General features: G+C 66.2%; 29 protein-coding genes, 1 tRNA gene and 1 other RNA gene. 16 read left to right on the forward strand and 15 right to left on the reverse strand.

The annotated features are described in order from the left end of the window. Positions 1 to 18: 18 nt before the first annotated feature. Positions 19 to 1,788 (reverse strand): acyl-CoA carboxylase subunit beta, encoded by a 1,770-nt coding sequence (locus APQ99_RS05855; protein ID WP_049892595.1) that lies wholly within the window; start codon positions 1,786 to 1,788, stop codon positions 19 to 21. Positions 1,789 to 1,878: 90 nt separating this feature from the next. Between APQ99_RS05855 and APQ99_RS05860 the strand changes: the two genes are divergently transcribed. From APQ99_RS05860 to APQ99_RS05880, 5 genes are all read left to right on the forward strand, one after another. Next, positions 1,879 to 2,907, forward strand: coding sequence for an NAD(P)/FAD-dependent oxidoreductase (locus APQ99_RS05860; RefSeq protein WP_010902422.1), 1,029 nt, complete (start codon positions 1,879 to 1,881; stop codon positions 2,905 to 2,907). Positions 2,908 to 3,090: 183 nt separating this feature from the next. After that, the gene (locus tag APQ99_RS05865) at positions 3,091 to 3,993 is read left to right on the forward strand and encodes a S49 family peptidase (protein WP_010902421.1); all 903 of its coding nucleotides are present in this window, start codon (positions 3,091 to 3,093) and stop codon (positions 3,991 to 3,993) included. Continuing rightward, complete coding sequence (locus APQ99_RS05870) at positions 3,980 to 4,921, forward strand: hypothetical protein (RefSeq protein WP_136361095.1); 942 nt, start codon at positions 3,980 to 3,982, stop codon at positions 4,919 to 4,921. Before APQ99_RS05865 ends, APQ99_RS05870 begins: the two co-directional genes overlap by 14 nt. Before the next feature lie 120 nt (positions 4,922 to 5,041). Beyond that, complete coding sequence (locus APQ99_RS05875) at positions 5,042 to 6,679, forward strand: potassium channel family protein (RefSeq protein WP_010902419.1); 1,638 nt, start codon at positions 5,042 to 5,044, stop codon at positions 6,677 to 6,679. Positions 6,680 to 6,831: 152 nt separating this feature from the next. After that, a complete protein-coding gene (locus APQ99_RS05880) occupies positions 6,832 to 9,201 on the forward strand; it encodes a methyl-accepting chemotaxis protein (RefSeq protein WP_197535906.1) in 2,370 nt (789 codons plus the stop codon). A 168-nt stretch (positions 9,202 to 9,369) separates the two neighbouring features. Here the strand turns inward: APQ99_RS05880 and APQ99_RS05885 are convergent, their stop codons facing one another. Then, a complete protein-coding gene (locus APQ99_RS05885; protein WP_012289194.1) occupies positions 9,370 to 9,621 on the reverse strand; it encodes a hypothetical protein in 252 nt (83 codons plus the stop codon). A gap of 386 nt (positions 9,622 to 10,007) precedes the next feature. Between APQ99_RS05885 and APQ99_RS05890 the strand changes: the two genes are divergently transcribed. Beyond that, positions 10,008 to 10,202 (forward strand): DUF7692 domain-containing protein, encoded by a 195-nt coding sequence (locus APQ99_RS05890; protein ID WP_010902416.1) that lies wholly within the window; start codon positions 10,008 to 10,010, stop codon positions 10,200 to 10,202. A gap of 137 nt (positions 10,203 to 10,339) precedes the next feature. Here APQ99_RS05890 and APQ99_RS05895 read toward each other — a convergent pair whose 3' ends face one another. From APQ99_RS05895 to APQ99_RS05905, 3 genes are all read right to left on the reverse strand, one after another. Then, positions 10,340 to 10,735 (reverse strand): hypothetical protein, encoded by a 396-nt coding sequence (locus tag APQ99_RS05895; protein ID WP_012289193.1) that lies wholly within the window; start codon positions 10,733 to 10,735, stop codon positions 10,340 to 10,342. Positions 10,736 to 11,087: 352 nt separating this feature from the next. After that, positions 11,088 to 12,068 (reverse strand): hypothetical protein, encoded by a 981-nt coding sequence (locus tag APQ99_RS05900; protein ID WP_010902415.1) that lies wholly within the window; start codon positions 12,066 to 12,068, stop codon positions 11,088 to 11,090. A gap of 534 nt (positions 12,069 to 12,602) precedes the next feature. Continuing rightward, a tRNA-Arg gene (locus tag APQ99_RS05905) sits at positions 12,603 to 12,677 on the reverse strand. Positions 12,678 to 12,793: 116 nt separating this feature from the next. Here APQ99_RS05905 and APQ99_RS05910 point away from each other — a divergent pair. From APQ99_RS05910 to APQ99_RS05920, 3 genes are all read left to right on the forward strand, one after another. After that, a complete protein-coding gene (locus APQ99_RS05910; RefSeq protein ID WP_010902414.1) occupies positions 12,794 to 13,636 on the forward strand; it encodes a geranylgeranylglycerol-phosphate geranylgeranyltransferase in 843 nt (280 codons plus the stop codon). 114 nt (positions 13,637 to 13,750) lie between these two features. Then, a complete protein-coding gene (locus APQ99_RS05915) occupies positions 13,751 to 14,398 on the forward strand; it encodes an RAD55 family ATPase (protein WP_010902413.1) in 648 nt (215 codons plus the stop codon). A 32-nt stretch (positions 14,399 to 14,430) separates the two neighbouring features. Beyond that, on the forward strand, positions 14,431 to 14,844 hold the full coding sequence (locus APQ99_RS05920; protein WP_010902412.1) for a CoA-binding protein: 414 nt from the start codon (positions 14,431 to 14,433) through the stop codon (positions 14,842 to 14,844). Positions 14,845 to 14,853: 9 nt separating this feature from the next. Here the strand turns inward: APQ99_RS05920 and APQ99_RS05925 are convergent, their stop codons facing one another. Genes APQ99_RS05925 through APQ99_RS12540 form a run of 3 tightly spaced genes read right to left on the reverse strand, consistent with a single transcriptional unit; the run spans position 14,854 to position 16,289 of the window. Then, positions 14,854 to 15,834 (reverse strand): PLP-dependent cysteine synthase family protein, encoded by a 981-nt coding sequence (locus APQ99_RS05925; protein WP_012289191.1) that lies wholly within the window; start codon positions 15,832 to 15,834, stop codon positions 14,854 to 14,856. A 27-nt stretch (positions 15,835 to 15,861) separates the two neighbouring features. Then, a complete protein-coding gene (locus tag APQ99_RS05930; RefSeq protein WP_010902410.1) occupies positions 15,862 to 16,143 on the reverse strand; it encodes a DUF5798 family protein in 282 nt (93 codons plus the stop codon). 8 nt (positions 16,144 to 16,151) lie between these two features. After that, positions 16,152 to 16,289 carry a hypothetical protein gene (locus tag APQ99_RS12540; protein WP_157849920.1) on the reverse strand — a complete coding sequence of 46 codons (138 nt, stop codon included), beginning with the start codon at positions 16,287 to 16,289 and terminating at the stop codon, positions 16,152 to 16,154. A gap of 104 nt (positions 16,290 to 16,393) precedes the next feature. Here APQ99_RS12540 and ffs point away from each other — a divergent pair. Together ffs and APQ99_RS05940 are read left to right on the forward strand one after the other, a co-directional pair. Next, an RNA gene (gene ffs / locus APQ99_RS05935) (signal recognition particle sRNA) lies at positions 16,394 to 16,704 on the forward strand. Between the two features lie 91 nt (positions 16,705 to 16,795). Further along, complete coding sequence (locus APQ99_RS05940) at positions 16,796 to 17,257, forward strand: universal stress protein (protein WP_136361094.1); 462 nt, start codon at positions 16,796 to 16,798, stop codon at positions 17,255 to 17,257. A 15-nt stretch (positions 17,258 to 17,272) separates the two neighbouring features. Here the strand turns inward: APQ99_RS05940 and APQ99_RS05945 are convergent, their stop codons facing one another. Together APQ99_RS05945 and APQ99_RS05950 are read right to left on the reverse strand one after the other, a co-directional pair. Further along, positions 17,273 to 17,515, reverse strand: coding sequence for a YhbY family RNA-binding protein (locus APQ99_RS05945; RefSeq protein WP_010902408.1), 243 nt, complete (start codon positions 17,513 to 17,515; stop codon positions 17,273 to 17,275). A 47-nt stretch (positions 17,516 to 17,562) separates the two neighbouring features. Continuing rightward, positions 17,563 to 17,844 (reverse strand): ribonuclease P protein component 4, encoded by a 282-nt coding sequence (locus APQ99_RS05950; protein WP_010902407.1) that lies wholly within the window; start codon positions 17,842 to 17,844, stop codon positions 17,563 to 17,565. Positions 17,845 to 17,865: 21 nt separating this feature from the next. Here APQ99_RS05950 and APQ99_RS05955 point away from each other — a divergent pair, with 21 nt between their 5' ends. Next, the gene (locus APQ99_RS05955) at positions 17,866 to 18,999 is read left to right on the forward strand and encodes a glycosyltransferase family 4 protein (protein ID WP_227970944.1); all 1,134 of its coding nucleotides are present in this window, start codon (positions 17,866 to 17,868) and stop codon (positions 18,997 to 18,999) included. Position 19,000: 1 nt separating this feature from the next. Beyond that, a complete protein-coding gene (locus tag APQ99_RS05960; RefSeq protein ID WP_012289190.1) occupies positions 19,001 to 20,110 on the forward strand; it encodes a glycosyltransferase in 1,110 nt (369 codons plus the stop codon). Here APQ99_RS05960 and APQ99_RS05965 read toward each other — a convergent pair. Further along, positions 20,107 to 20,508, reverse strand: a complete 402-nt coding sequence (locus APQ99_RS05965) for a hypothetical protein (RefSeq protein WP_010902404.1) — start codon at positions 20,506 to 20,508, stop codon at positions 20,107 to 20,109. The two genes, APQ99_RS05960 and APQ99_RS05965, sit on opposite strands and share 4 nt — an antisense overlap. A gap of 50 nt (positions 20,509 to 20,558) precedes the next feature. Then, positions 20,559 to 21,317, reverse strand: a complete 759-nt coding sequence (locus tag APQ99_RS05970; protein WP_012289189.1) for a DUF2797 domain-containing protein — start codon at positions 21,315 to 21,317, stop codon at positions 20,559 to 20,561. Positions 21,318 to 21,503: 186 nt separating this feature from the next. On the opposite strand from APQ99_RS05970, the gene APQ99_RS05975 reads away from it, so the two are divergent. Then, positions 21,504 to 22,118 (forward strand): VOC family protein, encoded by a 615-nt coding sequence (locus APQ99_RS05975; RefSeq protein WP_010902402.1) that lies wholly within the window; start codon positions 21,504 to 21,506, stop codon positions 22,116 to 22,118. Between the two features lie 10 nt (positions 22,119 to 22,128). On the opposite strand, the gene APQ99_RS05980 is transcribed toward APQ99_RS05975, so the two are convergent. Then, entirely contained in the window at positions 22,129 to 22,455 is a 327-nt protein-coding gene (locus APQ99_RS05980) for a hypothetical protein (RefSeq protein ID WP_010902401.1), read from the reverse strand. Positions 22,456 to 23,120: 665 nt separating this feature from the next. Next, positions 23,121 to 24,098, reverse strand: coding sequence for a phosphomevalonate decarboxylase MvaD (gene mvaD, locus APQ99_RS05990; protein WP_012289187.1), 978 nt, complete (start codon positions 24,096 to 24,098; stop codon positions 23,121 to 23,123). Between the two features lie 107 nt (positions 24,099 to 24,205). On the opposite strand from mvaD, the gene nth reads away from it, so the two are divergent. After that, entirely contained in the window at positions 24,206 to 24,889 is a 684-nt protein-coding gene (nth, locus tag APQ99_RS05995) for an endonuclease III (protein WP_010902399.1), read from the forward strand. A 99-nt stretch (positions 24,890 to 24,988) separates the two neighbouring features. Beyond that, positions 24,989 to 25,633, forward strand: a complete 645-nt coding sequence (locus tag APQ99_RS06000) for an ArsR/SmtB family transcription factor (protein WP_010902398.1) — start codon at positions 24,989 to 24,991, stop codon at positions 25,631 to 25,633. On the opposite strand, the gene APQ99_RS06005 is transcribed toward APQ99_RS06000, so the two are convergent. Beyond that, positions 25,630 to 26,118, reverse strand: a complete 489-nt coding sequence (locus tag APQ99_RS06005) for a DUF7321 family protein (protein ID WP_010902397.1) — start codon at positions 26,116 to 26,118, stop codon at positions 25,630 to 25,632. The two genes, APQ99_RS06000 and APQ99_RS06005, sit on opposite strands and share 4 nt — an antisense overlap. Between the last annotated feature and the right edge of the window lie 9 nt (positions 26,119 to 26,127).

The raw sequence follows: 26,127 nt of genomic DNA on the forward strand, positions 1-26,127 counted from the left end.
GCGGCCGGACAGTGCCGACTACAGGATGGTGCCGTGTTTCTTCGACGGGCGGTCTTTCTCCACGTCCTCGTAGAAGCTGAACCGGTTCGAGAGTTCAGTCCGGAGTTCGGAGGGCGGCACGATCTCGTCGATGACCGTCTCGGAGGCCATCCGGTGGGCGTCGATGTCCTCGCGGTACGCCTCGCGGAGCTCCTGCTCGCGCTGTTTGCGCTCCTCGGGGTCGTCGATGGCGTCGAGCTTGTTCGCGTAGACGGCGTTGATCGCGGCTTCGGGCCCCATGATCCCGATCTCGCCGGATGGGAGTGCGATGGTGGACTCGGGGTCGTAGGCGGGCCCGGACATCGCGTAGATGCCGGCGCCGTAGGCCTTCCGCACCACGACGGACTGCTTCGGGACGGTGGCCTCGCTGGTGGCGTAGATCATCTTCTTGCCTTTCTCCAGGATGGCGTCTTTCTCGACGGACGACCCCGGCATGAAGCCGGGCGTGTCACAGAGGTACAGCAACGGGATGTTGTAGGCGTCGGACTTCCAGACGAACTCCGCGGCCTTCTCGGCGGCGTCCGGGAAGATGGCGCCGGCGCGCTGGGCGGGCTGGTTCGCGACGATGCCGACCGTGCGGCCGTCGATGCGCGCGTACCCCGTCAGGATCTCGGCACCGTACTCGGGCCGCAACTCGAAAAAGGAGTCCTGATCGACCACGCGGCCGATGAGGTCGTGCATGTCGTAGGCGCGGTTCGGTGCCTCCGGGATCAGGCCGTCGATGCCCTTGGGCGGCTTCGCTGGCGGCTTCGCCGGCTGACTGGGCGGTTTCTCGTCGCTGTTGTCGGGGAGGTACTGCACGAGGTCCGCGACCAGCTCGCGGGCGTGGTCCTCGTCGCGGGCGACCAGGTCGGCGCTGCCGGACTGCTCGGCGTGCACCTGCGGGCCGCCGAGGTCCTGCATCTCGATCTGCTCGCCGGTCACCATCTCCACCATCCGGGGGCTGGCGATGGCCATCGCGGACATCCCCTCGACCATGATCGTGAAGTCCGCGAACACCGGCGTGTACGCTGCCCCGGCGATACAGGGGCCGTACAGCACGCAGATCTGGGGGACGCGGCCGGAGAGCCGGGAGTGATTGAAGTAGTATTTGCCGATGCCTTCGCGGTTCGCGAAGAACCCCGACTGCTGGTCGATGCGCCCCCCCGAGGAGTCCATCAGGTACAACACGGGTTTGCCGGTCTTGAGCGCGCGCTGCTGCATGCGGAGGAACTTCTCGACGCCGCGCTCGGCCATCGACCCCGCTTTCACGGTGAAGTCGTTGGCCATGAAGTGGAGGTCCCGGCCGTCGAAATCCGCCGCGCCCGTGATGAGCCCGTCGGCCGGGACCCGAGTGCCGTCGTCTGCCTCGTCGACATCGGGGCTGTTGGGATGCCAGCCGTCGAAATGCGCGAACCTGCCGTCCTCGAAGAGGAGATCGTCGTCGCCGTCGTCGTCGTCGCCGAACCAGAGGGCGAGGCGGTCGCGGACGAACAGTTTGTCCTGCTCGGGCAGGCGCTGTTTGTACTTCTCGGGGCCGCCGTCGAGGATGTCCGCGATCTCCTCGCGGAGCACCTCCTCGCGCTCGGTCGGCCCGAGGTCGTCGGCGTCGGCGCTGTCGTCGGCAGGGGGCTCGGGCTCGTGGACTGCTGCCGGCTCGTCGGCGTCGCCCAGATACACCGCAACGTCGTCGCTGACGTGTGCCGCGAGTGCGGCCGCGACCGCGCTGGCCTCCGCGTCCGTCGCACCGACGCCGATTCGTACTTTCATGATCATCGGTGACAGGAGGCTCCCCCATACCGTTTTCTCTTCTGACCATTGGCTGCCTGGGTTTTTGACGGGCGAGCGCCAACACAGCGTATGGATTCGCTGGCAATCGTCGGCGCTGGTCCCGCGGGCGCGGCGGCCGCGTACGGGCTCCGGGAGGCTGACCGCGAGATCACCGTCTTCGAGAAGTCCCGGGGCGTCTGTGGGCGGGCCGCGACCCGGCGCAAGGACGGCTGTCGCTACGACCACGGTGCGAACTACGTGAAACCCGGTGACGGCCCGGTCGCGGAGCTCGTCCACGCGCTCGGTGACGACGGACTCGTGGACGTGACCGCGCCTGTGTGGACGTTCACTGGGGACGGCGAGCTCTCGCCGGGGCGGGGCGACGACGACCCGAAGTGGACGTGGGAGGCGGGCATCACACAGCTCGCAAAGCGGCTGTTCGCGGCGACCGACGCCACCGTCCAAACGGAGACACGCGTCGAGACGCTCGCACGCACCGACGACGGCGACTGGACCGTGGCGACCGACGGCGGAACTCGACACACTGGCTTCGACGACGTGTTGCTGACGCCGCCCGCCCCACAGACAGCCACGCTGCTGTCGAGCACCGACTGGGCGGACGACCGCCGGGACGCGCTCCGGGCGGCGGCCGCCGACGTGTCCTACCGGAGCATCGTCACCGCCGTCCTACACTATCCCTTCGAGCTGGACCGGGAGTGGTACGGACTAGTGAACACCGACGACGGCCACGACATCGGGTGGCTCTCACGGGAGGCCTGCAAGGCCGGCCACGTTCCGGACGGCGAGGAGATCCTGATCGTGCAGATGGCTCCCGACTGGTCGCGGGAGCACTACGACCACCCCGCCAGCAAGCAGGCTACGGTGGCGGCCCGCGCCGCCGGCGTCCTGCTCGACGACGACCGGCTGGCCGACCCCGACTGGACGGACACCCAGGGGTGGCGGTACGCGATCCCCAACGACGCCGTTGCGGGCGCGCCCGTGGACGCCGCCCGGGAGGCGGGGCTGCACGTCGCGGGTGACTGGGTGGCCGGCGACGGCCGGGTCCACGCCGCCGTCGAAGCCGGGCTCGCCGCTGCCGACCACATCACACGGGGGTAGCCGCGGTCAGAGTGCCGGCCCGCGTGGCCGGTGGCTCCCGCCCGCTGAGACGGGGGTATATGATTGTGACGGACCGGCGTCGGGTTTGCAGGTCCTGCGAGCCGGTGGGCGCGTTTAAGACAGTTGGCCGTGTTGGACGGAGTGAACGCCGTCTTGGTTTCGACAGACGGTGCATCGACTACAATGACGAATCCAATCGACAAACACGCAAAAACGCTTGCGACCAGTTGGACGTTCATCATCGTCGTCGCCGCCATCGTTGGCGGCGTCGGCGGGGTTGCGCTCCAGTCGGGGTCCGACAGTGGCCCGGAGAACTCGGTCGCGGTCGTTAACATCGAATCGGCGATCACTGGTGGGACAGGCGACGCGGTAGCCAAGGAACTGCGATCGATCCGTGGAAACGACTCGATCGACGCGGTCGTGCTCCGGGTGTCCAGCCCGGGCGGCGCTGTCTCAGGCAGCGAGGTGCAGTACCGCGCGGTGAAACGGCTCGCACAGGAGAAGCCGGTCGTGACAAGCGTCCGAGGCCCGGCAGCCTCGGGCGGCTACTACACGATCGCGCCGACTGACAAGATCTACGTCACGCCGAGCTCGCTCGTTGGCAGCGTTGGCGTGATCAGTTCCGTGTCGGAGAACAACGGCGTCCCCTCGCGGTGGAAATCCGCGCCGGACAAAGGGACGACCGGCCCGGCTGACAAGGCTCGCGCGCGTGCCGCGACCTTCCGGCAGTCGTTCCTCGACGTGGTGATGAACGAGCGCGGCGACGACCTCACGGTCGACCGTGAGACGATCGGCCGGGCGCAGATCTACGCCGGCAACAAGGCCGTCGAGATCGGGCTCGCCGACGAGATCGGCGGCCTCGACGCGGCGATCGCGGACGCCGCCGACCGCGCGAGCGTGCAGAACTACGGCGTCGTGTACCGGAGCCCGGGCGGTCTCGGCGGGCTCCTCAGCATCATCGGCGGCAACTCCGATACGGGGGCGGCGAACGCCGTCTCGGCGTCGGAGTTCTGTACCAACGAATACCTTGCATACGCTCCACAGGCGGGGCCTGACCTGGAGGTGATCCAAAATGCGTCCTGCTGATATGACATCTCGGATCGGCGCGTTCGTGCTCGTCGCGGTCATCGTTGCGGCGGCCATCGTGGGGCCGAGCATGATCGCTGGCGGTAGCGGATCGTTCTCCGCAGGAGAGCTGTCGGTGCCGGGCCACGACTCGCCGAACATCGCCACGCAGCCCGTCGAGGAGGGGCAGATCGAGATGTCGGCGACAACCAGCGGGAAAGTCGTCGTCATCGACGAAGCCCACGGGAACGGCGTCGGCGAGTTCCAGCTGCGGCCACTGATCAACACGCTCACCGAGAACGGCCACGAGGTTCGGTTCTACGGGCCCGACCGTGGGCCGAGCGGCGAGCAGCTGAACAAGACGCTTCGGGGCGCCGACGCGTTCGTTTCGCTGGCCCCCGATAACCGGTTCAAGCCGGCTGAGGCCGACGGCGTGTCGGCGTTCGTGGACGCCGGTGGTCGCGTGCTTGCAGCGGGCGAACCGGAGTCCGGCGGTGGCGGCGGACTGCTCGGGATCGGCGGGTTCGGTCGGTCCGGCCGGTCGGCGGCCGAGTTCACGCCGGTGTTGTCGCAGTACGGGCTGACGGTCGGCTCCGGGTACCTGTACGACACCACGGACAACGTGAACAACCACGCGAACATCGACGCCGCTCCGACCGGGAGTAGTGACCTCACCGCGGGTGTCGACAGCGTCGTCGTGCATCAGGCGGCACCGGTCACCGGCAACAACGTGTTGTTGCAGACCGACTCGGAGACGGAGTTGACGACCACCCGGGACGCCGACGCGTACGGCGTGCTGGCGCGGACCGGCAACATCGTGGCGCTCGGTGATTCGTCGGTGCTGGATCCGGACTGGACGTACGTCGCCGACAACGAAGTGCTGGTGGGCAACCTCGCGGACTACCTGGTGACGGGTGACCGCGGGCGGATGCCGGCGCCGAGCGAGTAAGCCGGCGAGTCGGTGCGGTTCGCTGTGCGGTGTTCTTTATTGCGGGGAGCCGACACCGGAGGCGCCGTCTGTGACTGCGTTCTCGGTGGCGTTTAATGGGGTGGGTGTGACGACACGTGCATGAACAAGTGGCAACGGCGCACCGCCGCCTACTCGCTCGGCCTGCTGGGGTTGATGGCGGCGTTCGCTGTGGGCTACTACTACGGGATGCGGCTGTTCGAGGGCGACCCGAAGACGTTCGTGCATTCGTTCCGGGTGGTGGTGGAGACGTTCACGACGACGGGGTATGGGTCCGACGCGCCGTGGGCGACCCCGGAGATGAACGTGTTCGTGGCGGTCATGGACCTCACCGGGGTCGCGTTGATCTTCATGGCGCTGCCGGCGTTCGTGTTCCCGCTCATGGAGGACGCGTTCGCGACGACGGTGCCACAGACGGTGGTCGACGACTACAGCGATCACGTGGTCGTGTGCACGTACACGTCTCGGGCGGGCGCGCTCGTGGCTGATCTCGAATCCCGGGACGTGGCGTACGTGATCGTCGAACCCGACCGCGAGCAGGCGATCGAGCTCTACGAGGACGGGGTCGACGTTGTGCACGCCGATCCGGAGTCGGTGTCGGGGCTGCGTGGCGCTGGCCTGGCGTCGGCGCGCGCACTCGTGGCCGACGTGTCCGACCGCGTCGACGCCAGCATCGTGCTCGCTGCCCGGGAGGCCAACGAGGATGTACCGATCGTGAGCGTCGTGGAGGATCCCGACCGCATTCCCTACCATCGCCTCGCGGGGGCTGACGACGTGTTGTCCCCGCGGCCGCTGCTGGGGCGGAGTCTCGCGTCCAAGGTGACGATGTCGGTGTCGATGGACGCGGCGGACGCCGTCGAGATCCGGGACGGCTTCGAGATGGCGGAGTTCCCGGTGCATCCGGGCAGTGAGCTACAGGGGACGACGCTCGCGCGGAGCGGGATCCGCGAGCGAACGGGTGTGAACGTCGTGGGTGCGTGGTTCAACGGCGAGTTCGAAACCCCGCCGGACCCCGAGACGCGGCTCACTGACGGCACCGTGCTGTTGGTGACCGGGCGGAAAGACCAACTGGAGGCGCTCATGGAGATCACGCAGTCGGAGTTTCGGCGCTTCGAGCGCGGGGAGACGCTCGTAATCGGGTACGGCCACGTCGGCAAGTCGATCGCCGACGAGTTGGATACCGCGGGGGTGCCACACACCGTCGTGGATGCCAGCGCGGACGTTGATGGCGTCGATGTGGTGGGGAACGCGGTGGAGCCGGAGACGCTGCGTGCGGCGGGCATCGAGGACGCGCGGTCGGTGATTCTGGCGCTGCCCGACGACACGCTCACCGAGTTCGCGACGCTGGTGATCCGCGAGCTGAGCCCGGCAACGGAGGTGATCGCGCGGGTCGAGGAGTCCGGCAGCATTCAGAAGATGTACCGTGCGGGCGCGGACTACGTGCTGTCGTTGGCGGCTGTCACGGGCCGCATGATCGCGTCGACGGTCATCGACGGCGAGGACGTGCTGGCGCTTGACCGCCAGATCGAGGTGGTCCGGACCGCAGCACCCGGGCTCGTGGGGACGCGCATCGGTGATGCGTTGGTGCGAACCCGAACCGGCTGCACGGTCGTGGCGATCAACCGGGACGGTGCGCTCACCACTGAGGTCGGCCCGAACAGTCGCGTCCGGGACGGGGACAAGCTGGTGGTGGCTGGCACCACCGAGGGCATCCGAGCGTTCACCGACGCGTTCGTGTGACCCCGGTACGGCGGTCGACGAGCGGGTGATCGTGCGCGACAGCGTGGCGACCCCAGGCGCGCCGTCGGTGATGTGTTTATCAGTCCGCCGCCCATGAGTGCGTGTATCATGGGCACAGACAGAGTGGGCACCAACAGCGAGGGGTGTCGCGCGTGACGCTCGAAGACACGCTCCCGGACTGGGTGCGGCGGAGCTACGTCCGGAAGTTCAGCGTGCTTGCGGCCGTCTTGATCGTTAGCATCGTCGTCACCGGTGTCGTCACGCAGACCGCGGTCTCGAATCAACTCACCGACCAACAACAGGCAACGCTGCTGACGAACGCCGACCAGGAGGCCGGATCGCTAGAGCAGTGGGTGCAATCCCAGCGCTCGACGGTCCGCACGCTCTCGAAACACCGCGGCCTGACCGCCGACAGCAACGCCGCGGTTCGCCAAACGCTCGCCACGGAGCGGGAGTTCCTCCCGCCGGAGGTCGCACACCTCCACTACGTCGGCCGGCAGAACGGCAGCATACGCGCCAGCACCGACCGGCAACTCGAGGGCGCGGGCATCGCCGCCACGAACATCGTCTGGCCACAGGAGCAGGCGTTCTCGGACGTCTCGTTTGAGACGCCCGACGCGGTCGTTCAGACCTGGATGTACACCGACGACGGCACGCCGTCGGTCGCCTACGCGTCCCCGGTCCCCGAGGAAGACGCGTTGCTCATCGCGGTGGTTCGGACCAGCGAGCGCGCACAGCGGTTCACGAGCGCGATCAACGGCACCAAAACCACGGCGGTCGGCGACACCACCGGGGACGTGTTGTTCGACCGCAACGAGTCGGCGTTCCTCACGCAGTACCAGAGCATCGGCGGCAGTGGGGTCATCGAAACCATCGAGTCCCAGGACCGTGGCACGGTCGTCACCGAGGACACGATCATCGCGTTCGCGGCCGTCCAGGACGACGCCACCAACTGGGTTGTCGTCAAGGAGACACCCAAATCGGACGCGCTGGCCATCGCGAACAACGTGCAAACGAACATCTGGGTGCTGTTGGGGCTGACCCTCGTCGGTCTCGTCGGCTTCGTCGCGGTGGTCCGGGCGGGCTTGATCGGCTCGCTGCGCGAGATCACCACCCAGACGGCCGCGATCGCCGATGGGAACCTCGACCAGGAGATCCAGGACAACGGCCGCATCGACGAGATCGGGCGGGTTCGGTCGGGGTTCCGCGACATCAAATCGTACCTTCAAACCGTCGAAGGGCAGGCCATCGCGCTCTCCCAACAGGACTTCGACAACGACGTGCTCGACGACGAGGTGCCCGGAACCCTCGGAGAGTCGCTCACGGCGATGCAGACGGATCTGGAAACGTTCATCGAAGACCTCACCGATGCCCGCGAGGAGGCCGAGCGCTCGCAGCGAGACGCCGAGCAGTCCCGCGAGGAGGCCCAGGCGCTTGCCGATTCGCTGGAGCGCCAGGCCGAACGCTTCAGCACGCAGATGCAGCAGGCGGCCGACGGCGACCTCACACAGCGCCTCGATACGGACGTCGACCGCGAGTCGCTGGCGCAGATCGCCACGGCGTTCAACGACATGCTCGTGCAGCTGGAAGCCCTTGTCGACCGGATCCAAGCCACGGCCAACGCCGTCGACGACAGAACCCACGCGATGTCCGCATCAACCGACGAGATCGAACAGTCCAGTATGTCGGTGGCGAAAAGCATCGAGCAGATCTCCGCCGGCGCGGAGAACCAAAACGAGAAGCTGACCGCTGCCGCCGGCGAAATGACGGACCTCTCGGCGACCGTCGAGGAGATCGCGTCCTCCTCGAACAACGTCGCCCAGCAGGCCGAGGACGCGGCGGCGATGGGCCAGGACGGACAGGCAGCCGCGACGGACGCCATCGCGGAGATGGACGCCATCGAATCCAAGGCCACGCAGACCGTCGAAGAGATGCAGTCCCTCCAGGAGGAGGTCGGCCGGATCAGCGACATCGTCACGATGATCGACGACATCGCGTCCCAGACGGACATGCTCGCGATCAACGCGTCCATCGAGGCCGAGAACGCGAGCACCAGCGGGGACGGGTTCGCAGTGGTCGCCGACGAGGTCAAATCCCTCGCCGAGGACACTGCGACCGCAACCGACGAAGTCGAATCCCTGATCGCGGAGGTCGAGGCATCGACGAGCGCGCTCGCCGAGGACATGTACGAGATGCGCGACCGCGTCGGCGACGGACAGGACACCATCACGGACACCGCCGCGCTGCTGGAGGACATCGTCGATCGCGTCGAAGACGCCAACGCGGGCATCCAGTCGATCAACGACGCGACCGAAGACCAAGCGGCGTCCGTCCAGGAAGCCACACGCATGGTCGAGGAGGTCGCCAGCGTGAGCGATCAGACGGCCGGCGAAGCCAGCAACGTCTCGGCCGCCGCCGAAGAGCAGACCAGCGCCATCCAGGAGATCTCCCAGAGCGCGCAGTCACTGCAAACCCAGGCCACGGAGCTCCTGGATCGAGCCGAACAGTTCGACACCTCGTAAGCGGCGGCGGGCGTGCGCCCCGTCCCTATGGGGGGTCACGCTCCCCACCGCGGTTGGATCGCGGCCACGGCGTCTCCGAGGCGGGCCTGCCGTTCCGTCCCGACCGGTGCGATGCGGGATCGCCCCGACACAGGGCGACCCCGAGAGGCCACTGCACAGGGAGGTGTCTCACGCCCAGTGGAGGAGATAGAGCAGATAGCCGCTGGCGCCGGTCACGAGTATCCCGACGGCAGCGAAAGCCACGGCAGCCAAGCCAGTTGTGTGGAACGCCAGCTGTACCGCTTGGAGGCCAACGAGAACCGTGAAGGCGGCCAGTATCGTCCAGAAAACGGTCGAGACGAGGGACAGCCCCGCGTCTGCCACCCCCTGTCTGACAGCGCGCCGAACGCCGGCTTCGGTGAGATCATCGGAAGTTCCCATGTGAGGGGCCAGACTCGCGATCCACTAAAACTCCCCCGGTGAAGTGCTGGGGTAATCACACCTTCACCCAGTGGTGGACCGGACGAGTCGCCGTCCGAGGGGCACGGAGACGCCGAGTTGTCGTACGAGCAGTGCACTTGGCTCGTCGAGCGCCCACAGGACACTCTAAACGAGTCTGGGAGTTATGTACAGAGCCCAGAGCAGCCCGTAGGCTCCCTTCGAGTTGAGTTCCGCTACTTGCTCGCTCTTTCTGTAGATCACGACGTGATCCAATCTTGGCAGGCAATCACCACGATCGAGTCCGGAGTGTAATCTGGGACGTGATTAGTAGTAATAGAAAAAGAAGCTTCCACGATCTCTGAGAAAGTACTCTTGACGAGGCTGCGATGGACGCCCTTGACGAGAACACAAAGACCGCCGCGGTCCTAGCTGCCTGCGAGCACGCACGTCAGGACCGCCGGGCGAAGGAGAAGGCGTTGGAGTATCCCGATATGACGCCGGAGCTTGCTAAGGTTTTGAGCACCCAGATGGTCAGCCTCAACTACTGTGTAGAAACGAAAATCGACGTGGTACAGAGCTAAGATTTGGGGTCGTCCAGATGGCTCTCTAAGGACTCAATTGCTCTTTTCTGGGCCTCCGCCAGCTTCTCAATCTGTTCCCGAAACATCTCATTCCGACTCTGAGGGCTTTTTTCCGTACTTTCCGAGCGTCACCGTCCTCACCAGCCACCGTTGGAGTCTGATAGATTGATGAAAATAAGTTTCAAGAGCACCCTCAAGAGGCCGATTTTCGATGTATTTAACTCATAGATTTTGTTGGGTGTTGCAATTCCCAATACGCTATTCCCTACCGAGTAGTTCTCCGTGAGGCTCTCGAAATACTGGATTTTGTAGATCTCCTCGTACAGCGCTCGCCGAAGGGCGTGTACCTCTCTCTTATTCTCTTCCTCTTTGGGCTTCAAACGGCTCTGTCGATCTTTTTCAGTTTCGCTGACGAGTTTTTCTGTTTGGTCGGCATACTGCGCAGTCAGGGAAGCGAGCAAGACTGTTGCGGAGGCCGCACAGATTGAAGCTATCTGCCCTGCTATCTCGAAGAGTCCTCCTATGGCCGCCACTATTGCAAGAATCCCCCTCCCGGCAGTGAGCAGAAAAGCCGTATACCGAAGATATCGCTCCTTAGGGCTCTTCTTGCCATATTTTCTGTCCTGAATTTATTAGAATACTACATGTCAAGTTACCGTAGTTTGCTAACAGGACTTAATGAATCTATCCTCTCTTGGAAATTTTTCTACTTTAACTCTCACAGTAGGTCTCCAATCAATAGCTTCGCCTACTGGGTAGCTTGATGCTTACCGCGACCATGCCAGCGATACGGTGGCGGCCGAAGCACGTCGCGTCAATGGCCCGATTCGGTCGGGATAAAATATCTAATCTATAGGAATGAAGCCAGCGTTCCTGCCCCTTAATTCACTTCCGAGCAGAATCCGTACCAAACAGTTCTTCCAGAATTTGCGTCAGCCTCGCTCTCATGCCGTCAAGTTCCTCTTTTGTAGCTTCTCCCGACTTGTGGTGGCCCATCCATCGTCTCTCGGCTCTATTGAGCGACTTGATCCTCGAGATCGACTTCTGCGATAGTTCGCCAGTGTCCTGTACCTCGCCCAGAATCGAATTGCCCGAAGCGAAGTAGTAGAGATCGCCATTCTTCTCCTGCTGTATGATATCTACGTCTTCTTTCTCTTTAAGGAACGAGATGAGTGCCCACTCTATCGCGTGAATATAGCTGGAGAGAGCGGGATGGAGCAAGCTGTTTCTATAACACTCGTCGCCCTCGTGAAGATGGTGTCTTACTTCTTCGCCCCATTCAGCTGACTGAAGTTCAGAAACAAGCTCAGTTGGTAGAGGTTCGAGACCCGGGGTAGAGCCACCATCCTGCATTGATTGGATGAACGACTCAATTCTAGAGACATTGTGCCGATCTTGAGGAGTATCGTGATGGGTCACCTCGTAGTAGGGGATGATTGGATTGTCCCCAGCGAACGTCTCAATTACAACCCGGTCAGATAATGCCTCAAAGCGGATTGGGCTGGGCGTATACTTGTTCTTCTCCTTATCAGAAGTCCCCGCACCAGGCCGTTTGGTGACCTGCTGGATAATATCTCCTGAGATGTCTACGTGGAACGAGTGGCTCGAATCACGGGGTTTCTCTTCTAGAAAGAAGCTAGTGAGTTTGGAGTGCTGTTTCTCATCCAATTCCATGTAGAGATAGACATCTTTCGTGTGCCTACTGGAAATCTCGTCTTTCTCTTTCTGATATTCAAATTCCCACATATTGTCTTCTGGGTTTACTTTTATATCACAAACATGAAGTATATGCGGCCTCTCATCGAAAACTCGATGTCCGGGGATGAAATTATCTGACCTAATCGAGACCTGCTTCGTGATACCCATACAGTGTATTCTAGCGCTGGTCTTTTAAATCATGTCAGTCGTCTATGTGATAGAGCGTCCGTGATGCCGACTTTCGCCTGCTGCGTATCTCGATGCTCCCCGCCCCCGTGCCAACGAAGCGTCGAGAGCTTTGAGGCCGACCCTGACCGGACGCGGCCCATCGGGGCGAGCGCCCCGCGATGGGCTGTATGTAAAGGGGGGTTGGTTGCACTTTCATCTTTACACCCCCACGCAGTCTACCAGTTTCACGGTACCCCGTGAAACCAGGTCCCCGACTCCCCGAGGCTCTTCGAAGAGATACGCTCCCGATTCGGCTGTCTGCGGGCGTAACAGACGACTCAGAGACTCACGCTGACCACCTCCGCGAGCCAGAGTTGGCGCGCGTCAGTCGGATACGGCGAGACGCCGCAGCCCGGTGCGTGTTGGTATCCGATTCAGACGTTCCCTTGTGGCACCCCTGGTTCCCGTATACACAGGTAGTAGAGAAGCATAGCTCGCGCTCCTGAGTTGGACGCGATTTAGGAAGGAATCGAGTGGGCGCTGCAGGATTTGAACCCGCGGCATCTTGGTCCGAAGCCAAGTGCTCTGTCCAAGCTGAGCTAAGCGCCCTGCGTCCCACGGTATTCGGGGGGGACGTTTAAGCCCAGTGATTCGGGGACGGATGCGGTGTGGCTGGGGCAGTGGTTTCGCTCGGTTTTTGTGGGCTCCACTCGCGGATACGACGCATGGGGACGGGCGTGGAGACCGGGCGCGGGCTGGTTGAGTTGGCGCGGCCAGTGAACACGCTGGCGGCGGGGGCGTTGACGTTCATCGGGGCGTTCGTTGCGGGCGGTGCCGTCGGGCGGCCGGCGGCGACCGGCGCTGCGGTGGGGGCGACCTGGCTGGCGACGGCGGGCGGGAACGCGATCAACGATTACTTCGACCGCGAGGTCGACCGGATCAACGATCCCGACCGCGCGATCCCCCGGGGTGCGGTGTCGCCGCGGGGGGCGCTGGCGTACAGCGTCGTGTTGTTCGTGGGGGCGGCCGCGTTGGCGGCGACGCTGCCGGTGCTTGCGGTCTGCATCGCGGCACTGAACCTGGCCGGGTTGCTGACGTACACGCAGTATTTGAAGGGACGGCCGGGTGCGGGAAACGCGCTGGTGGCGTACCTCGGCGGCAGCACGTTCGTGTTCGGGGCGGCGGCGGTCGGCAGTCCGCTTGCGGGCGGTGTGTTGGCGGCGTTGGCGGCGCTGTCGACGTTCGCCCGCGAGGTCATCAAGGACGTCGAGGACCTGGCTGGTGATCGGGCGGCGGGCTTGCGGACGCTGCCGGTGGTGGTGGGGCACCAGCGCGCGCTGGCGGTCAGTGCGGTGTTCGTCGTGGGCGCAGCGGCGGCGAGTCCGGTGCCGTATCTCGTGGGCGTGTTCGGGTGGTGGTATCTGGTGGCCGTGTGTCCGGGCGTGGTCGTGATGGTGGTGGCGGCAGCCCGGAGTTACACGGACCCAGCCGCCGGTCAGCGGCTGTTGAAGCGCGGACAGTTGCTCGCCGCGGCGGCGTTCGTCGTCGGGCGTCTTGTCACGCCATAACAGCCTAATCAAAAGGAATATAACCGCCACAGGACACAGTAGACGCAGGCAAGAACGGGGGAGCTGGGTGGCCTGTGGGGCCGCCCCTGACTACCGTTGGGAGGTGATGATACTATGTACGAGTTAGGCGCCGCGTTCTCCGGCGTCGACGTGTCGGAGGGGACAAACCTCCTTGTGGAGGGACCAGCGATGAGTGGGAAGCGCGATCTCGGGTTCCGGGTGCTTGCGGCCGGAACCGACGCCGGCGAGAGCGCGCTTGTCGTCTCGACCAAGGATAGTGCCAACCGCGTGATCGATGCCTTCGATGGCGTCGGCGACGCCGAGACTGCGACGCTCGGCGTCGTCGATTGTGTGACAAAACAACAAGGAATGGGGGGTGAGCGGCGCGACGCGGAGTTGGTGCGGTACGCGTCCTCGCCGAACGATCTGACCGGGATCGGGATCGAGCTGTCGGAGCTGTTACAGCGCCTCTACGAGCAACGCGACAGCACCCGCAATCGGATCCTGCTGCATTCGTTGTCGACGTTGTTGATGTACTCCGACCTGCAGACCGTGTTCCGGTTCCTGCACGTGTTCACCGGGCGCGTGCAGTCCGCGGACGCCCTGGGGCTGTTCACCGTTGACGGGGCAGCTCACGACGCCAAGACCGTGAGCACGCTCAAGCAGTTGTTCGACGGTGTGATCACCATCCAGGAGCACGACGGCGGGTTTCGGGCGCGGGTACTGGGCGTCGGTGACGACACGTCGTGGCGGGAGCTATAGGTTTATCGGCGCGGTAGCCGTACGCCGGTGGAATGGCAGGCAACACCGACAGCGAGCGCAGGGCAGTCCTGGACGCCGAAACGATCGCGGTCGTCGGGTGTTCGGCGACGCCCGGGAAACCCGCCCACGAGGTGCCCGCGTATCTCGACGCGCACGGCTACACGGTGGTGCCGGTCAACCCGTACGCCGAGCGCGTACTCGGACATGCGGCGGCCGACTCGCTCGCCGAGATCGACCAGCGGGTCGATGTCGTGGACGTGTTCCGGCCCCGCGAGGAGGTGCCGGGGATCGTCGACGCTGCGATCGCGCGCGACGACGTCGGCGCCGTCTGGCTGCAGGTCGGCATCCAGCACGCCGACGCCGAGGAGCGCGCCGCGGCGGCCGGCCTTCGGGTGGTGTCGAACAGCTGTATCAAAGTCGACCACCAGCGCCTGGTGGCACCGTAGGGGGCGGCGTCAGCCCTCCCACTCCTCGTAGTCGCCGTAGAGCCCCTTCGAGAGGTAGCGCTCGCTTGAGTCCGGGAACACAGTGACCACGCAGTCGTGTGGGAGGTCGATGTGTCCGGCGGCGGCGCGCTCGGCGACATCGATGGCGGCGAGACTGTTCGCGGCGGCGCTGGACGCGACCAGTTGGGCTTCCTCGGCGGCGAGGCGCTGCATTTCGGCGTGCGTGTCCTCGTCGGGGATCTGGGTGACGTCGTCGACGAACTCGGGGTCGAACAGCTCGCTGGTCGACGGGTCGTGGGTGCCGATGCCCTCGGTCTTGTACTCGCCTTCGGAGACGTCGGCCCCGGCGGCCGAGGCGTACATCGACCCTTCCGGTTCGACGGCCGTGACGTGTAGCGCCGAGATCTGGTCGCGGAGGAACCGGCTGGTGCCCATCAGGGTGCCGGCCGTGCCACAGCCGGCGACGAACGCGCCGACAGCACCGTCGAGCGCGTGGTAGATCTCGGGGCCGGTGGTCTCGTAGTGGGCTTCGGCGTTCAGGGGGTTGGAGAACTGCTGGGGGACGATGGCGTCCTCGCGCTCGGCGGCGAGGTCGTGGGCGCGCTGGATCGCGCCACCCATGCCGTCGTCGGTGGGTGTGTTGACCACGTCCGCGCCGAGCGCGCGCATCAGCTGTTGTTTTTCGAGACTGAACCGCTCCGGCACGACGAAGACGGCGTCGATGCCGAGTTGGCTGGCGGCCACCGCGAACCCGACGCCGGTGTTGCCGGCGGTCGGCTCGATGATGGTGCCGCCCTCGGGGAGCTCGCCGGAGGCGAGCATCTGTTCGATCATGTACGTGCCGATGCGGTCTTTGATGCTGGCCCCGGGGTTGAACGATTCCAGTTTCGCGTACACGGGGACGTCATCGGGCGCGGCCTGCACGCGCACGAGCGGCGTTTCACCGACGGTGTCCAGCACCGAGTCAAGGGGTCTGTCGTGGGTCGTCATCTGTACGGGGGTTTCTGGCTGTGGCGTTTAGTCGTTGGCATCCGGGTCCGGGTTGCCGGCGTCGTCCTGGGGCGAGTCCGTGGCTGGGGCGACCGCCGCGACGTCGATGTCGTGCTCGGCGGCGATGGCGTCGATGATCGCGCGCTGCTCGGTGAGTTCCGTCTCGAGGGCTGCAACCCGGTCGTTGGTCTCCTCGACCGTGCCGGTGAGGTCGCTGACTTGCTGGCGGAGTTGTTCGAAGCGCTCGTAGAGGTTGTCCGCGAGGTCGGTGACTTTTTGGAGTTTCTTCGCGGTTGAACCGAATCCCATACAGCCGATTAACAGCCCCTGTGGGTTGATCGTTTCCCCTCCGACGGCCACGCTCGGGAGGGGGCAGCGAGGGAGTCCGTGTACGCGTCGACGGCCGCGTCCCAGCCCTCGCGGAGGGTCTCGTAGTGGTTCGGTAGCGCGGACATACTCGGGGACACGACGGACTTCTGTAAAGTGCTAACGCGAGACACGGTAGCAAGTATCATTTTCTCGAACCCGAAAGGCCCTTAAGAACGACCCGGGTAGGATGAGATGGACTAGGCCGGGCGGTTTGGCTCCGCCCGACACCCGTGAGACAGTCATCAGCGGGGGCCGAACACCGGGCGCGTCCGACCGCCGCGGTCGGGCCCCGGAAGCCAACGTGGAAGCCTCGTCCGTCGGGGACGGCGGTCCGCGGCGTGCGCCCGCAGGGGCGTTCCGTCGTGGTTCGACGGTGGCAACCCGCCAGGCACGGAAGTGAGCAGCGGACCACCGAACGCCCGTCGCTCGACGGGTCGCGGGGTGGAGAAGGCGACCGGGACTACCCGGCCGGGAACGCCGGGCTACCCCGACTGTCCACTCATTCATACCGTATTCGGAGCCGAACAGCGACGGCTCCCGGTCGCCGGGAACAGCGGGCGGATTTATTGTCCGTGGCGTGGCAGGCGTTGCTATGTACGATCGAGTGTGCCTCGCAACGAACGGCGGCGTGGCGTCCGAGAACGCGGAGACGCACGCGCTCAACCTCGCGGCGGCGATGGACGCGACGCTGCACGCGGTGTACGTCGTCGACGAGGCGGTGACCACGGCGTACAGCGGCGACGAGTACGTCGACACCGCCGAGGGGCCGGCCCACGGCCTGACCGAGTACGGCAACAGCGTCTTGGGTGCGCTGGCCGAACGCGCCGACGCCGCGGGCGTCACCATCGAGACGGCGGTGTTGTACGGCAGCCCGGCCGACGAGATCGTGACTGTCGCCGACGAGGTCGACGCGGACATCGTGATCCTGGGGACGAAGCGGCGCTCGGACGAGTACCGGTCGCTGCTCGGGAGCGTGACTGATCGGGTGTTGCGCGTGACCGACCGGTCAACGACCGTGGTGAAAACGAACGTGAGCGACGAGGACGCCCCGTAGCCGCGGGCCAGCGTGTTAGTGGTAGACGGCGGTGTTGCCCCGCACGTCCACGACGGTCGCGCCGACGCGGTCGGCGAGATCGGCGGCGAGCCCTGCCGTGTCGTCGCCGCCACGGGCCGCCCGGAGGAACTTCACTTTCACAACGTCGCGGTCGTCGAGTTGGTCGGCAAGCTCTTCGACAACGGACTCGATGCCGGCCTTCCCAACCCAGACAGTAACGTCGGCCTCGTGGGCTTTCGTCGCCAGATCGTCTGACATTCGTGTGCGTGCTTGCGCCCCGGGCTGTTTGAACCTTGTTGCATGGGTCAGCCGGTGTACGGGTATCGTGCGTGCGTGCCGCAGTCACAGGTCACGACGACGTGGCCGCTGCGGGTGCGAACGCGGGCGTTGCGCCCTGGAACCAGGACGGCGTCGCAGTCGTCACAGGTGAACCGGCGGAACGCCGGTGGGAGTGTGAGGCGGTTGCGTTCGGCGAGTCGGCGGGCGAGCCGGACGTACTCGCGGGCGCGATCGTCGTCGCCGGTGCGGGCCGCCGCCCGCGCGAGCGTGTGGAGGCGGTCGATGCGCTCGGCCGCGATGGACGCCATACTGGAGGTCGACGACGCCCGCTGAAGACAGTTCCGGTAGGGTTATCGGCGGCGGCGTACGTCCACCGGATGATGCGAGCGCTGAACTACCTCGAAGCGGCGGAGGCCCTTCGCGGCGGGATGGTGACCGCGACGAACCAGCAGCGGGCCGCCCTCGAAACGACCGACGTTGAGGTAGTTGAAACGCCGTGGCGGGCCGGCGATCCGGTGCGTTCGATCGGCTCGCTGGCGGCTGGCGGGTCGTGTTTCACGGCGTTCGATGTGGCGCACTGTAACCTCGTGGGGCCGGGAAGCGTCGCGGTCGCGCGCCACGCGCGGCGCACCGACACGCCGCTGGTGTTGCACGCACACCTCACTCGCGAGGACTTCGCGCAGTCGTTCCGGGGGTCGAGCACGATCGCGCCCGCCCTCGAACCGTACCTGCGGTGGTTTTACTCGCAGGCCGACCTCGTGTTGTGCCCGAGCGAGTACACGAAAGACGTGCTCCGGGCGTACCCCGTCGACGCCCCGATTCGACAGCTCTCGAACGGCGTGGACCTCGAAAGCATGCAGGGGTATGAGTCGTTCCGGGCGGACACCCGGGCGCGGTTCGATCTCGACGGAACCGTGGTGTACGCCGTCGGCGAGGTGTTCGAGCGCAAGGGGTTGACGATGTTCTGCGAGTTGGCGAAAGCCACCGACCACGAGTTCGCGTGGTTTGGCCCCTACGACGAGGGGCCACAGGCCGGCGCGGCCACGCGGAAGTGGGTGGCCGACCCACCGGCGAACGTGACGTTCACGGGCTACATGGAGGACAAGCGCGCGGCGTTCGGCGCGGGCGACATCTACCTGTTCCCGGCGAAAGTGGAGAACCAGGGCATCGCCGTCCTGGAGGCGATGGCGTGTGGGAAGCCGGTGGTCCTCCGGGACATCCCGGTGTTCCGAGAGTTCTTCACCGACGGGGAGGACTGTCTCATGTGTTCGACGTTCGAAGCGTTCCGCGACGCCATCGACCGCCTCGCCGACGACCCCGAGTTGCGGACGCGGCTGGGCGAGAACGCGCGGGAGACCGCGGAATCACACAGCCTCGATCGCATCGGCGAGGAGCTCGCCAGCATCTACGAGTGCCTGCGTGACGGCGACGTGGCGTCGGCCGTCGCGGCCACGGAGGGGTAGTGTGTCCGGACGGCTGCCGACCGTTGCGGCGTTCACGGACTCCTACCTGCCGACGGTCAACGGCGTGACGTACACGGTGTCTGCGTGGCACACCGAGTACGAGGCGCGAGGCGGCCGGATGCCCGTGGTCTATCCGGCGTCGGACCACGAGCCGGCCGAGACCGAGCACCCGGTCGCGAGCCTGGCGTTCCCGTTCTACGACGGCTATCGGATGGCGTTCCCGAGCCCGCCCGACGCCGTCGCGGGGGCCGACGTCGTGCACGCGCACACGCCGTTCGGACTGGGGCTCGCGGCCGTCCGGCTCGCCCGCCGCAACGACGCGCCGCTGGTTGCGACCTACCACACGCCCACCGCGGAGTACGCCGAGTACGTGGGGCCGGACGCCGTGACTGGGGCGGTGCGGCGGGCCAGCGAGCGATACGAGCGGTGGTTCCTGTCGCGTGCCGACCTCGTGTTGACGCCGAGCGAGCGCACCCGCAGGGAGGTCCGGGCGCTCGGCGTGGACACGCCCGTGGAGGCGATGCCCAACGGCGTGGACACGGACCGCTTCCAGCCGACCGATCCCACCGCGTTCCTGGCGGCACACGATCTGCCCGCCGACGAGCCGTTGATCGGGTACACTGGCCGCCACGGCTACGAGAAGCGACTCGGGGACCTGCTCGCGGCCGCCGCGGGCGTCGACGCCACGGTGGTGTTCGGCGGCGACGGACCCGCCCGCGGCGACCTCGAAGCCGAGGCCGACGCCCGCGGCGTCGACGCGCGCTTCCTGGGGTTCCTGGATCGCGAGGAGATGCCGGCGTTCTACTCGGCGCTGGACGTGTTCGCGTTTCCGAGCCCCATCGAGACGGAGGGACTGGTCGCCCTGGAAGCCAACGCCTGTGGCACGCCGGTTGCGGGCGTGGACGCGGGCGCGCTCTCCGAGACGATCATCGACGGGACGACCGGCTACCACTACGACGCCGGCGACATCCCCGGGTTTCGGCGTGCGATACGGCGCGCGCTCGACGATCGTGACACACTCGCTGAGAACTGTGTGGCGCGCAGACCCGACATCAGCGTGGGGCGCGCCATCGACCGGCTCGCGGCCCGCTACCGCGAGTTGCTCGGTTAGTCTTCGAGCGCGTTCGCGATGCGGTCGAGCTTGTTGTTCGTGCGCTCCAGTTCCTTGCGCAGCATCTCCAGTTCGCGTTCGGCCGTCTCGCTGGTGCCGCCGGACTCATCGCCGCCGGGGCCGCCACCCATGCCGGGCGGGCCGCCACCGCCGCCCCCCATCATGCCGCCCATCATCTGCGCGAACGGGTTGCCCCCGCCACCACCGCCGCCGCCCATGCCGGGCGGGCCGCCACCGCCGCCCATCGCGTCGGCCATGCGCTCGCGGGGGTCCTCGCCGTCGCCCTCGTCGCGCTCTTCGGCTCGCTCCTCACGGATCTCCTCGACGCGCTCGCGGAAGGACTTCTCCTCGCCGTCGTCCTCGGCGGCGTCGTCTGCTGGTTGGTCGTCGTCTGCCATGCAGGGTGGTTTGCCGCCCGCATTGAAAAAAGCCGGCTTCCCGGACGCGCCTAGAACGCGGTGAGACTGGCCTGGCGGTCGCGGTCGTCGGCGCCGGGCGTGATCTCGTGGCCGACGAGCGCGCGCATGTCGACGCCGTAGGTCGTTTCCCGCCGGTCGAGGACGAGCAGGCGGCCTTTGGTTGCGCGGACCGTGCCGGTGAGCATCGTCTCCGCGACGGGGCGGCTGTCGACATCGAGGCCGTAGTCGAAGTCGAACTCGTCGATGGGGTCGAAGTCGGACACGAGGTCGCGCCACGCGGTCCGGTCGAGGGTGGCACCGAGCCCCCGGCGTTTGGTGGGAACGCGCACCCGGTCGGTGATGCGGTCCGCGATGCCGGCCTCGATGCGGCGGGCGCGCCGCCCGTCGGCGACCGTGTGGACGTGTGCGGCGCGGTCCGCGCCCTGCTCGCGGAGGCGGGTGTCGAGGCGCCAGGAGCGGGTCACGCCCACTTTGAACACGTCCGGTGCGAACGCCGCGAGGTAGACGGCGTGTTCCTCCTCGCAGGCGTCCAGGGGTTTGTTACACTGCCCCGTGCAGCGCGCGCACGGCCAGACCGACGTGTGCGCGTCGCAGTACGGCGCGTCGGGGCGCTGGCAAGGCTGGTGGCCGTCGTCGCCGCGGTCGACGCCGGCGCAGTGGCGGTCGGCAAGCGAGTACGCCAGCTCGGTGGTGGGGGCCAGCGTGATGTGGTCGATGGTCCCCGCGTCGGCGACGCGAAGCGCGGCGGGTCCTTCGCCTGGCGCGGTTTCGTACCCGACAATTTGCACGCACTCGGGTACGCCGGCCCTGAATAAAGCGGTGGCGCTGTCACGGGGTCGCTGTACGGACGGCGGTCCGCATCGAAGCGCCACACGGGCCGGTGCGTCAGTAGACACGGTGCTGGGTGACACGGCCGTCACCGGGTGGCGCGGACGCCCGCGAGCGCTTTTGTTCGGCCGCTGCCTACGTGTGGTATGGCGGACACCAACAGCCCAGTCAGTGCGGACGCCCCCGACAGCCCGTTCCGGACGACCGGCACCGATCACGTCACGATCTGGGGGAGCAACGCCGAGGACACCATCGCGTTCTACCGCGACCTGCTCGGGATGCCGCTGGTGATGCGCCAGCCGAACCTCGACGACCCCTCCCAGACGCACCTCTTTTTTGACACGGGGGACGGCCGCATCCTCACCGTCTTCGTGAACGACGAGCGAGCCTCGAACCACGACCGTCTCCGCACGCAGGTCGGCGGCGTCCACCACCTCTCCTTTTCCATCGCGGCCGCGGACTTCGAGGACGTGATGGCGGCGCTGGACGACGCCGGCCACGGCTACAACGTCTTCGACCGCGGCATCTTCTGCTCGCTGTACACGCAGGACAACAACGGCCTCATCGTCGAGCTGGCGGCTGACAAGTACGACATCCCGGACGACCGCCGGGGCGAGGTGCTGGCGACCGCCCAGCGCATCCGTGAGGCCGACGGCGCGGACTTCGCCGCGGACCGCCACATGGAGGCGGCCCTAGACGAGCTCGGCATCGACGCCGAACCCGCCGACCTGCCCGACGCCGCCACCGGTGCCGGCGTCTGAGCGGCGTCGCTCAGTCGAGGACACGCAATCGGTAGCCCGCCAGCCGCTCGGGGGTCGCCACGCGGTCGGTCCGCGTGGCGGCGTCTACGATGGCTGCGACGAACGACGTCGGGACCTCCACGGCGATGAAATCCGAGTCCCCGGGCACCGTCAGACGCGCCATCGTCCGGTCGGTGCCGTCGTCGTTGTAGATACTGCCGACCCGGTCGCCGTCGTGGCGGAACCGCAGCGTCACGTCGGTCACCTCGAGCGCGTCGAATCGCACCTCGAAGACGCGGTCCGTTGCTTCGAGGCGTGCGAGGAGGGCACCGTCGAGTTCGGTGACAGTGGTGTCCATGGGGACGTAACGGGCGGCTCCCGCATAGGCGTGCTGGGGGCGTGTGCTGAAAGCTTCTATCGGCGGTGTGTTCTGGCCCCAGTGCGGTCAGCACAGTGCAATCACGGCTCGAAGTCGGCCGACACCGATCAGCTCTGTTCGGAACGCCGCACGGGGCACAGGACGTATTCGGCGAACGGCGACCGTACAGATCATACGCTACAGGGTGTGAACCGCGGTAGGTAGCTGCGCTGCTATGTGGAAACTGATTTAATATGAACACGCTATCACGTAATCCATACATGAACAAGCCCGAAATTGTTCGGTTGCTCGTACTCTGGTTCGTCGTCGTGGTTTTTCTGCAGACATCGTCTGGGAGTGACGGGCCAATAACGATGGGGATCGGTCTCTTCGCGCTCGCGTTGTTTTGCATCATCCCCCTCTATGTGCTCACATCCTGTTTGTCGACAGTGATGGGGGGATTGCGGGCTAAGTGACATCCTCCTCGCGGTAAACGGCGAGGCTTCCCGTGCCGCAGGTGGGATATCTGCCGGGCTGCGATACGACCTGTTCTCTCGTGGTGAACGTCCCGCTCTCGCGGTCGTGGTTTCGGTGGTGTCGTTTCCGTCGGTGTCGTCGGTGCCTCCCGAGTAGCCGGCGAGGCCGTGGGTCGTGGACCGAGGCACTCAGAAGATCGCGTCGCGCTCGTCGAGTTCGTGGGCAGGCCCGCCGACCTCCCAGACGGCGGTGTCGACGCCGCAGTCGGCGACCGCAGCCTCGACCTCGTCGGCGTGACTCGCAGTGGTGTTCACGTACACTGTCGCGCCGGTATCCGTCGAGAAGTACGTCGGCACGCCGTCCGCCCGGAGCTCCCGCACGGTCTCGAATATCGAGAGCGTCTCGGGCTTCCAGTACACCCACCCGGACGGCCCCGTCATCGTCGTCGCCGCGAGCGACAGCGAGTCGTGTTCGGCGGTCTCGAAGACGCGCTGGAAGTCGCCCGCGCGGACGGCGTCACGCATCTCCGCGAGTTGGCCCTGGACGTGTGCCAGCCGCGCGTCGAACATGTGGCTGTCGGCGGCCTCGGCGTGGGCAGACTCCGTCTCCTTGTACGCGGGCACTTCGCCCACGACGATGCGCAGATCGGACGCGAACTCCGCGGGGGCGTCGAGGCGTTCGCTGCGGCAGTCGGCGTCGTTCAATCCCGCGTGCAGATCCGAGAACCCGCCCGTGACGGCGCGGGCCGCCGACGCCGATCCGCGGCGCGCGACCGTCGACACCGTCGGGAGGTCCAGATCCAGGCCGGCGGCGCGGACGCACGCCAGCGCGGCCGCCGCGAACCCCGACGACGACGACCCCAGGCCGATGTTCGTGGGGAAGCTGTTCTGGCTCTCCAGGCGCACGCGGTGGTCGAACCCGGCGCGGTCGCGGACCGCATCGACCACACTGCGGATGCGGTCCGCGCCGTGACCGGTGACCGTGTCGCCGTCGACGACGTACTGGTCGGCGTCGCGGTCGGGATCGAACTCGACGGTCGTCGTGGTGTTGCTGGGCGCGGTGCAGACGCTGATGGAGTCGTGGTACGGCATGCGAAGCGACTCGTCGCGCATCCCGTGGTATTTCACGAGGCCCTGGATGGGGTGTGCGCGCGCGGTTGCTTTCATACGTCGATGCGGGGGTGTCGCGCGCATAAGCGTCCCGGAAGCAACCGCACGGACACACCCCGTGGTGGTTCCGGTACAGCGAAGGGCGTCGACGCCCTGGCAGTGGTATGGGCACGCGACTGGAGACGCGAAGCGCACAGGTCGGGACCGTCATCGACCGGCTGCGCGAGCAACACCCCGACCCGGAGATCTCGCTGCGGTTCTCCTCACGCATGGAGCTGCTCGTGGCGGTGATCCTGTCCGCACAGTGCACTGACGAGCGCGTCAACGCCGAGACCGAACACCTCTTCGACACCTACGAGACCGTCGCGGACTACGCGAACGCCGACGAGGAAGCGCTGGCTGCGGAACTGAACTCGATCACGTACTACAACAGCAAAGCCGGATACATCAAAAGCGCCGCACAGTCGATCCTCGAAGACCACGACGGCGCAGTACCCGACACCATGAGCGACCTCACGGACCTCTCGGGTGTCGGTCGGAAGACGGCCAACGTCGTCCTCCAGCACGGCCACGATCTGACCCAGGGCATCGTCGTAGACACCCACGTGCAGCGGCTGTCCCGGCGGCTCGGCATCACCGAGAAAAAGCGCCCGGAAGCCATCGAAACCGACCTGATGCCGGTCGTGCCCGAGGACCACTGGAAGAACTACACGCACTGGCTGATCGCGCACGGCCGGGAAACGTGTACGGCCCGGAACCCGGACTGCGGGGCGTGCGTGCTTGCGGACATCTGTCCGTCGTCGAAGACCGACCACGACATCGACTTGGCCGACGGAAGCGAGTGGTGACGACTGCTCGGTGACTGTTTTGGTCCCGCCAGAGGGGAGTTAAACACGGATTGTAGCCTCGCGAGCGGTTTTATATCCGGCCGCCGTACGTCCGTGTGGATGACAGCGAACCGCCTCCTCCCGGGCAGCGTATCGGTCGACGGCGGCGACGGCTCGGAAGTCGTTCACATCCGGGAGGACGCCGCCGATGATGTCTTCGACGCGCTCGGGTCCCGGACCGCACGCGAGATCCTGAGCGCGCTCTACGAGGAGCCCGACACGGCGTCGAGCGTCGCCGACCGCGTCGACACCTCCCTGCAGAACGCGAGCTACCACATCGAGAACCTCGTCGAGGCCGACCTCCTGGAGGTCGCGGACACGTGGTACTCCGCCCAGGGCCGGGAGATGAGCGTGTACGCGCCGGCGAGCGACACCCTGGTGTTGTTCGCCGCCGACAGCGGGCAGTCGCCGTCGCTGCGCAGCCGGCTGGCCGGACTGCTCGGCGTGCTCGGTGCCCTCGGCGTGGTGAGCGTCGCCGTCCAACGGCTGCTCACCGGGGGTACACCGCGCCCCGGTGCCAGGATGCGCGTGGCATCCGAGCGAGTCACACAAGCCGCCGAAAACACCACCGAGCCCGGCGTCATCGATCGGATCGGACACGCAGTCACGGCGACGCTGCAGACACTCCCGCCCGGCGTCGTGTTCTTCGCCGGTGGCGTGTTCGTCCTCGCGATGGTGGGCGCGTACGCGTGGTATCAGTCCTAAAACGGGAACTCGGGGTACCGGATGACGTACCGGGCGAGGCCCAGCACCCAGGCGACCAGCCAGCAGAGCACGTAGCCCGCGACGCCGGCGCGCAGCCGGAGCCGCCAGGCGCCCATGTTCTCGTGGATGTCGTCGATCTCCAGGTTAGGCTCGGGGTCGTTGTAGAGGTTGTACTGGCGTTTCGCGCGCAGGATCGGCACGATCCCGGTGAGCGCGAACACCAGAAACGCGTACGCCTGCACGCCGAAGAAGGCGTGCAGCGCCGCGAACCCACCGAGCTGGCCGAGCAACCGGGGTGCCATCCACGTGACAACGGGCACGGTGTTCAGCGTCAGCCCGACAACGATATACGAGAGGTGGTGTCGCAGCACACCCCACGTGACGGGGTCGGCGTCGATGATGATCCACGCGCCGTAGATGTAGAACGGAAAGCTGAGCGTGACCAGCGCCGCGGCGAGGGTGGCGACCGCCACGTCTTCGACCATACGTCGGTC

The organism is Halobacterium salinarum DSM 3754 (assembly GCF_008124605.1).
In the GTDB taxonomy this organism is placed as follows: Archaea; Halobacteriota; Halobacteria; order Halobacteriales; family Halobacteriaceae; genus Halobacterium; species Halobacterium salinarum.

Bases quoted from the DNA above. Each gene is read 5' to 3' on its own strand.
- APQ99_RS05855 (WP_049892595.1), bottom strand. From the start codon at position 1,788: ATGAAAGTACGAATCGGCGTCGGTGCGACGGACGCGGAGGCCAGCGCG.
- APQ99_RS05860 (WP_010902422.1), top strand. From the start codon at position 1,879: ATGGATTCGCTGGCAATCGTCGGCGCTGGTCCCGCGGGCGCGGCGGCC.
- APQ99_RS05865 (WP_010902421.1), top strand. From the start codon at position 3,091: ATGACGAATCCAATCGACAAACACGCAAAAACGCTTGCGACCAGTTGG.
- APQ99_RS05870 (WP_136361095.1), top strand. From the start codon at position 3,980: ATGCGTCCTGCTGATATGACATCTCGGATCGGCGCGTTCGTGCTCGTC.
- APQ99_RS05875 (WP_010902419.1), top strand. From the start codon at position 5,042: ATGAACAAGTGGCAACGGCGCACCGCCGCCTACTCGCTCGGCCTGCTG.
- APQ99_RS05885 (WP_012289194.1), bottom strand. From the start codon at position 9,621: ATGGGAACTTCCGATGATCTCACCGAAGCCGGCGTTCGGCGCGCTGTC.
- APQ99_RS05890 (WP_010902416.1), top strand. From the start codon at position 10,008: ATGGACGCCCTTGACGAGAACACAAAGACCGCCGCGGTCCTAGCTGCC.
- APQ99_RS05900 (WP_010902415.1), bottom strand. From the start codon at position 12,068: ATGGGTATCACGAAGCAGGTCTCGATTAGGTCAGATAATTTCATCCCC.
- APQ99_RS05910 (WP_010902414.1), top strand. From the start codon at position 12,794: ATGGGGACGGGCGTGGAGACCGGGCGCGGGCTGGTTGAGTTGGCGCGG.
- APQ99_RS05915 (WP_010902413.1), top strand. From the start codon at position 13,751: ATGTACGAGTTAGGCGCCGCGTTCTCCGGCGTCGACGTGTCGGAGGGG.
- APQ99_RS05920 (WP_010902412.1), top strand. From the start codon at position 14,431: ATGGCAGGCAACACCGACAGCGAGCGCAGGGCAGTCCTGGACGCCGAA.
- APQ99_RS05925 (WP_012289191.1), bottom strand. From the start codon at position 15,834: ATGACGACCCACGACAGACCCCTTGACTCGGTGCTGGACACCGTCGGT.
- APQ99_RS05930 (WP_010902410.1), bottom strand. From the start codon at position 16,143: ATGGGATTCGGTTCAACCGCGAAGAAACTCCAAAAAGTCACCGACCTC.
- APQ99_RS12540 (WP_157849920.1), bottom strand. From the start codon at position 16,289: ATGTCCGCGCTACCGAACCACTACGAGACCCTCCGCGAGGGCTGGGAC.
- APQ99_RS05940 (WP_136361094.1), top strand. From the start codon at position 16,796: ATGTACGATCGAGTGTGCCTCGCAACGAACGGCGGCGTGGCGTCCGAG.
- APQ99_RS05945 (WP_010902408.1), bottom strand. From the start codon at position 17,515: ATGTCAGACGATCTGGCGACGAAAGCCCACGAGGCCGACGTTACTGTC.
- APQ99_RS05950 (WP_010902407.1), bottom strand. From the start codon at position 17,844: ATGGCGTCCATCGCGGCCGAGCGCATCGACCGCCTCCACACGCTCGCG.
- APQ99_RS05965 (WP_010902404.1), bottom strand. From the start codon at position 20,508: ATGGCAGACGACGACCAACCAGCAGACGACGCCGCCGAGGACGACGGC.
- APQ99_RS05975 (WP_010902402.1), top strand. From the start codon at position 21,504: ATGGCGGACACCAACAGCCCAGTCAGTGCGGACGCCCCCGACAGCCCG.
- APQ99_RS05980 (WP_010902401.1), bottom strand. From the start codon at position 22,455: ATGGACACCACTGTCACCGAACTCGACGGTGCCCTCCTCGCACGCCTC.
- mvaD (WP_012289187.1), bottom strand. From the start codon at position 24,098: ATGAAAGCAACCGCGCGCGCACACCCCATCCAGGGCCTCGTGAAATAC.
- nth (WP_010902399.1), top strand. From the start codon at position 24,206: ATGGGCACGCGACTGGAGACGCGAAGCGCACAGGTCGGGACCGTCATC.
- APQ99_RS06000 (WP_010902398.1), top strand. From the start codon at position 24,989: ATGACAGCGAACCGCCTCCTCCCGGGCAGCGTATCGGTCGACGGCGGC.
- APQ99_RS06005 (WP_010902397.1), bottom strand. From the start codon at position 26,118: ATGGTCGAAGACGTGGCGGTCGCCACCCTCGCCGCGGCGCTGGTCACG.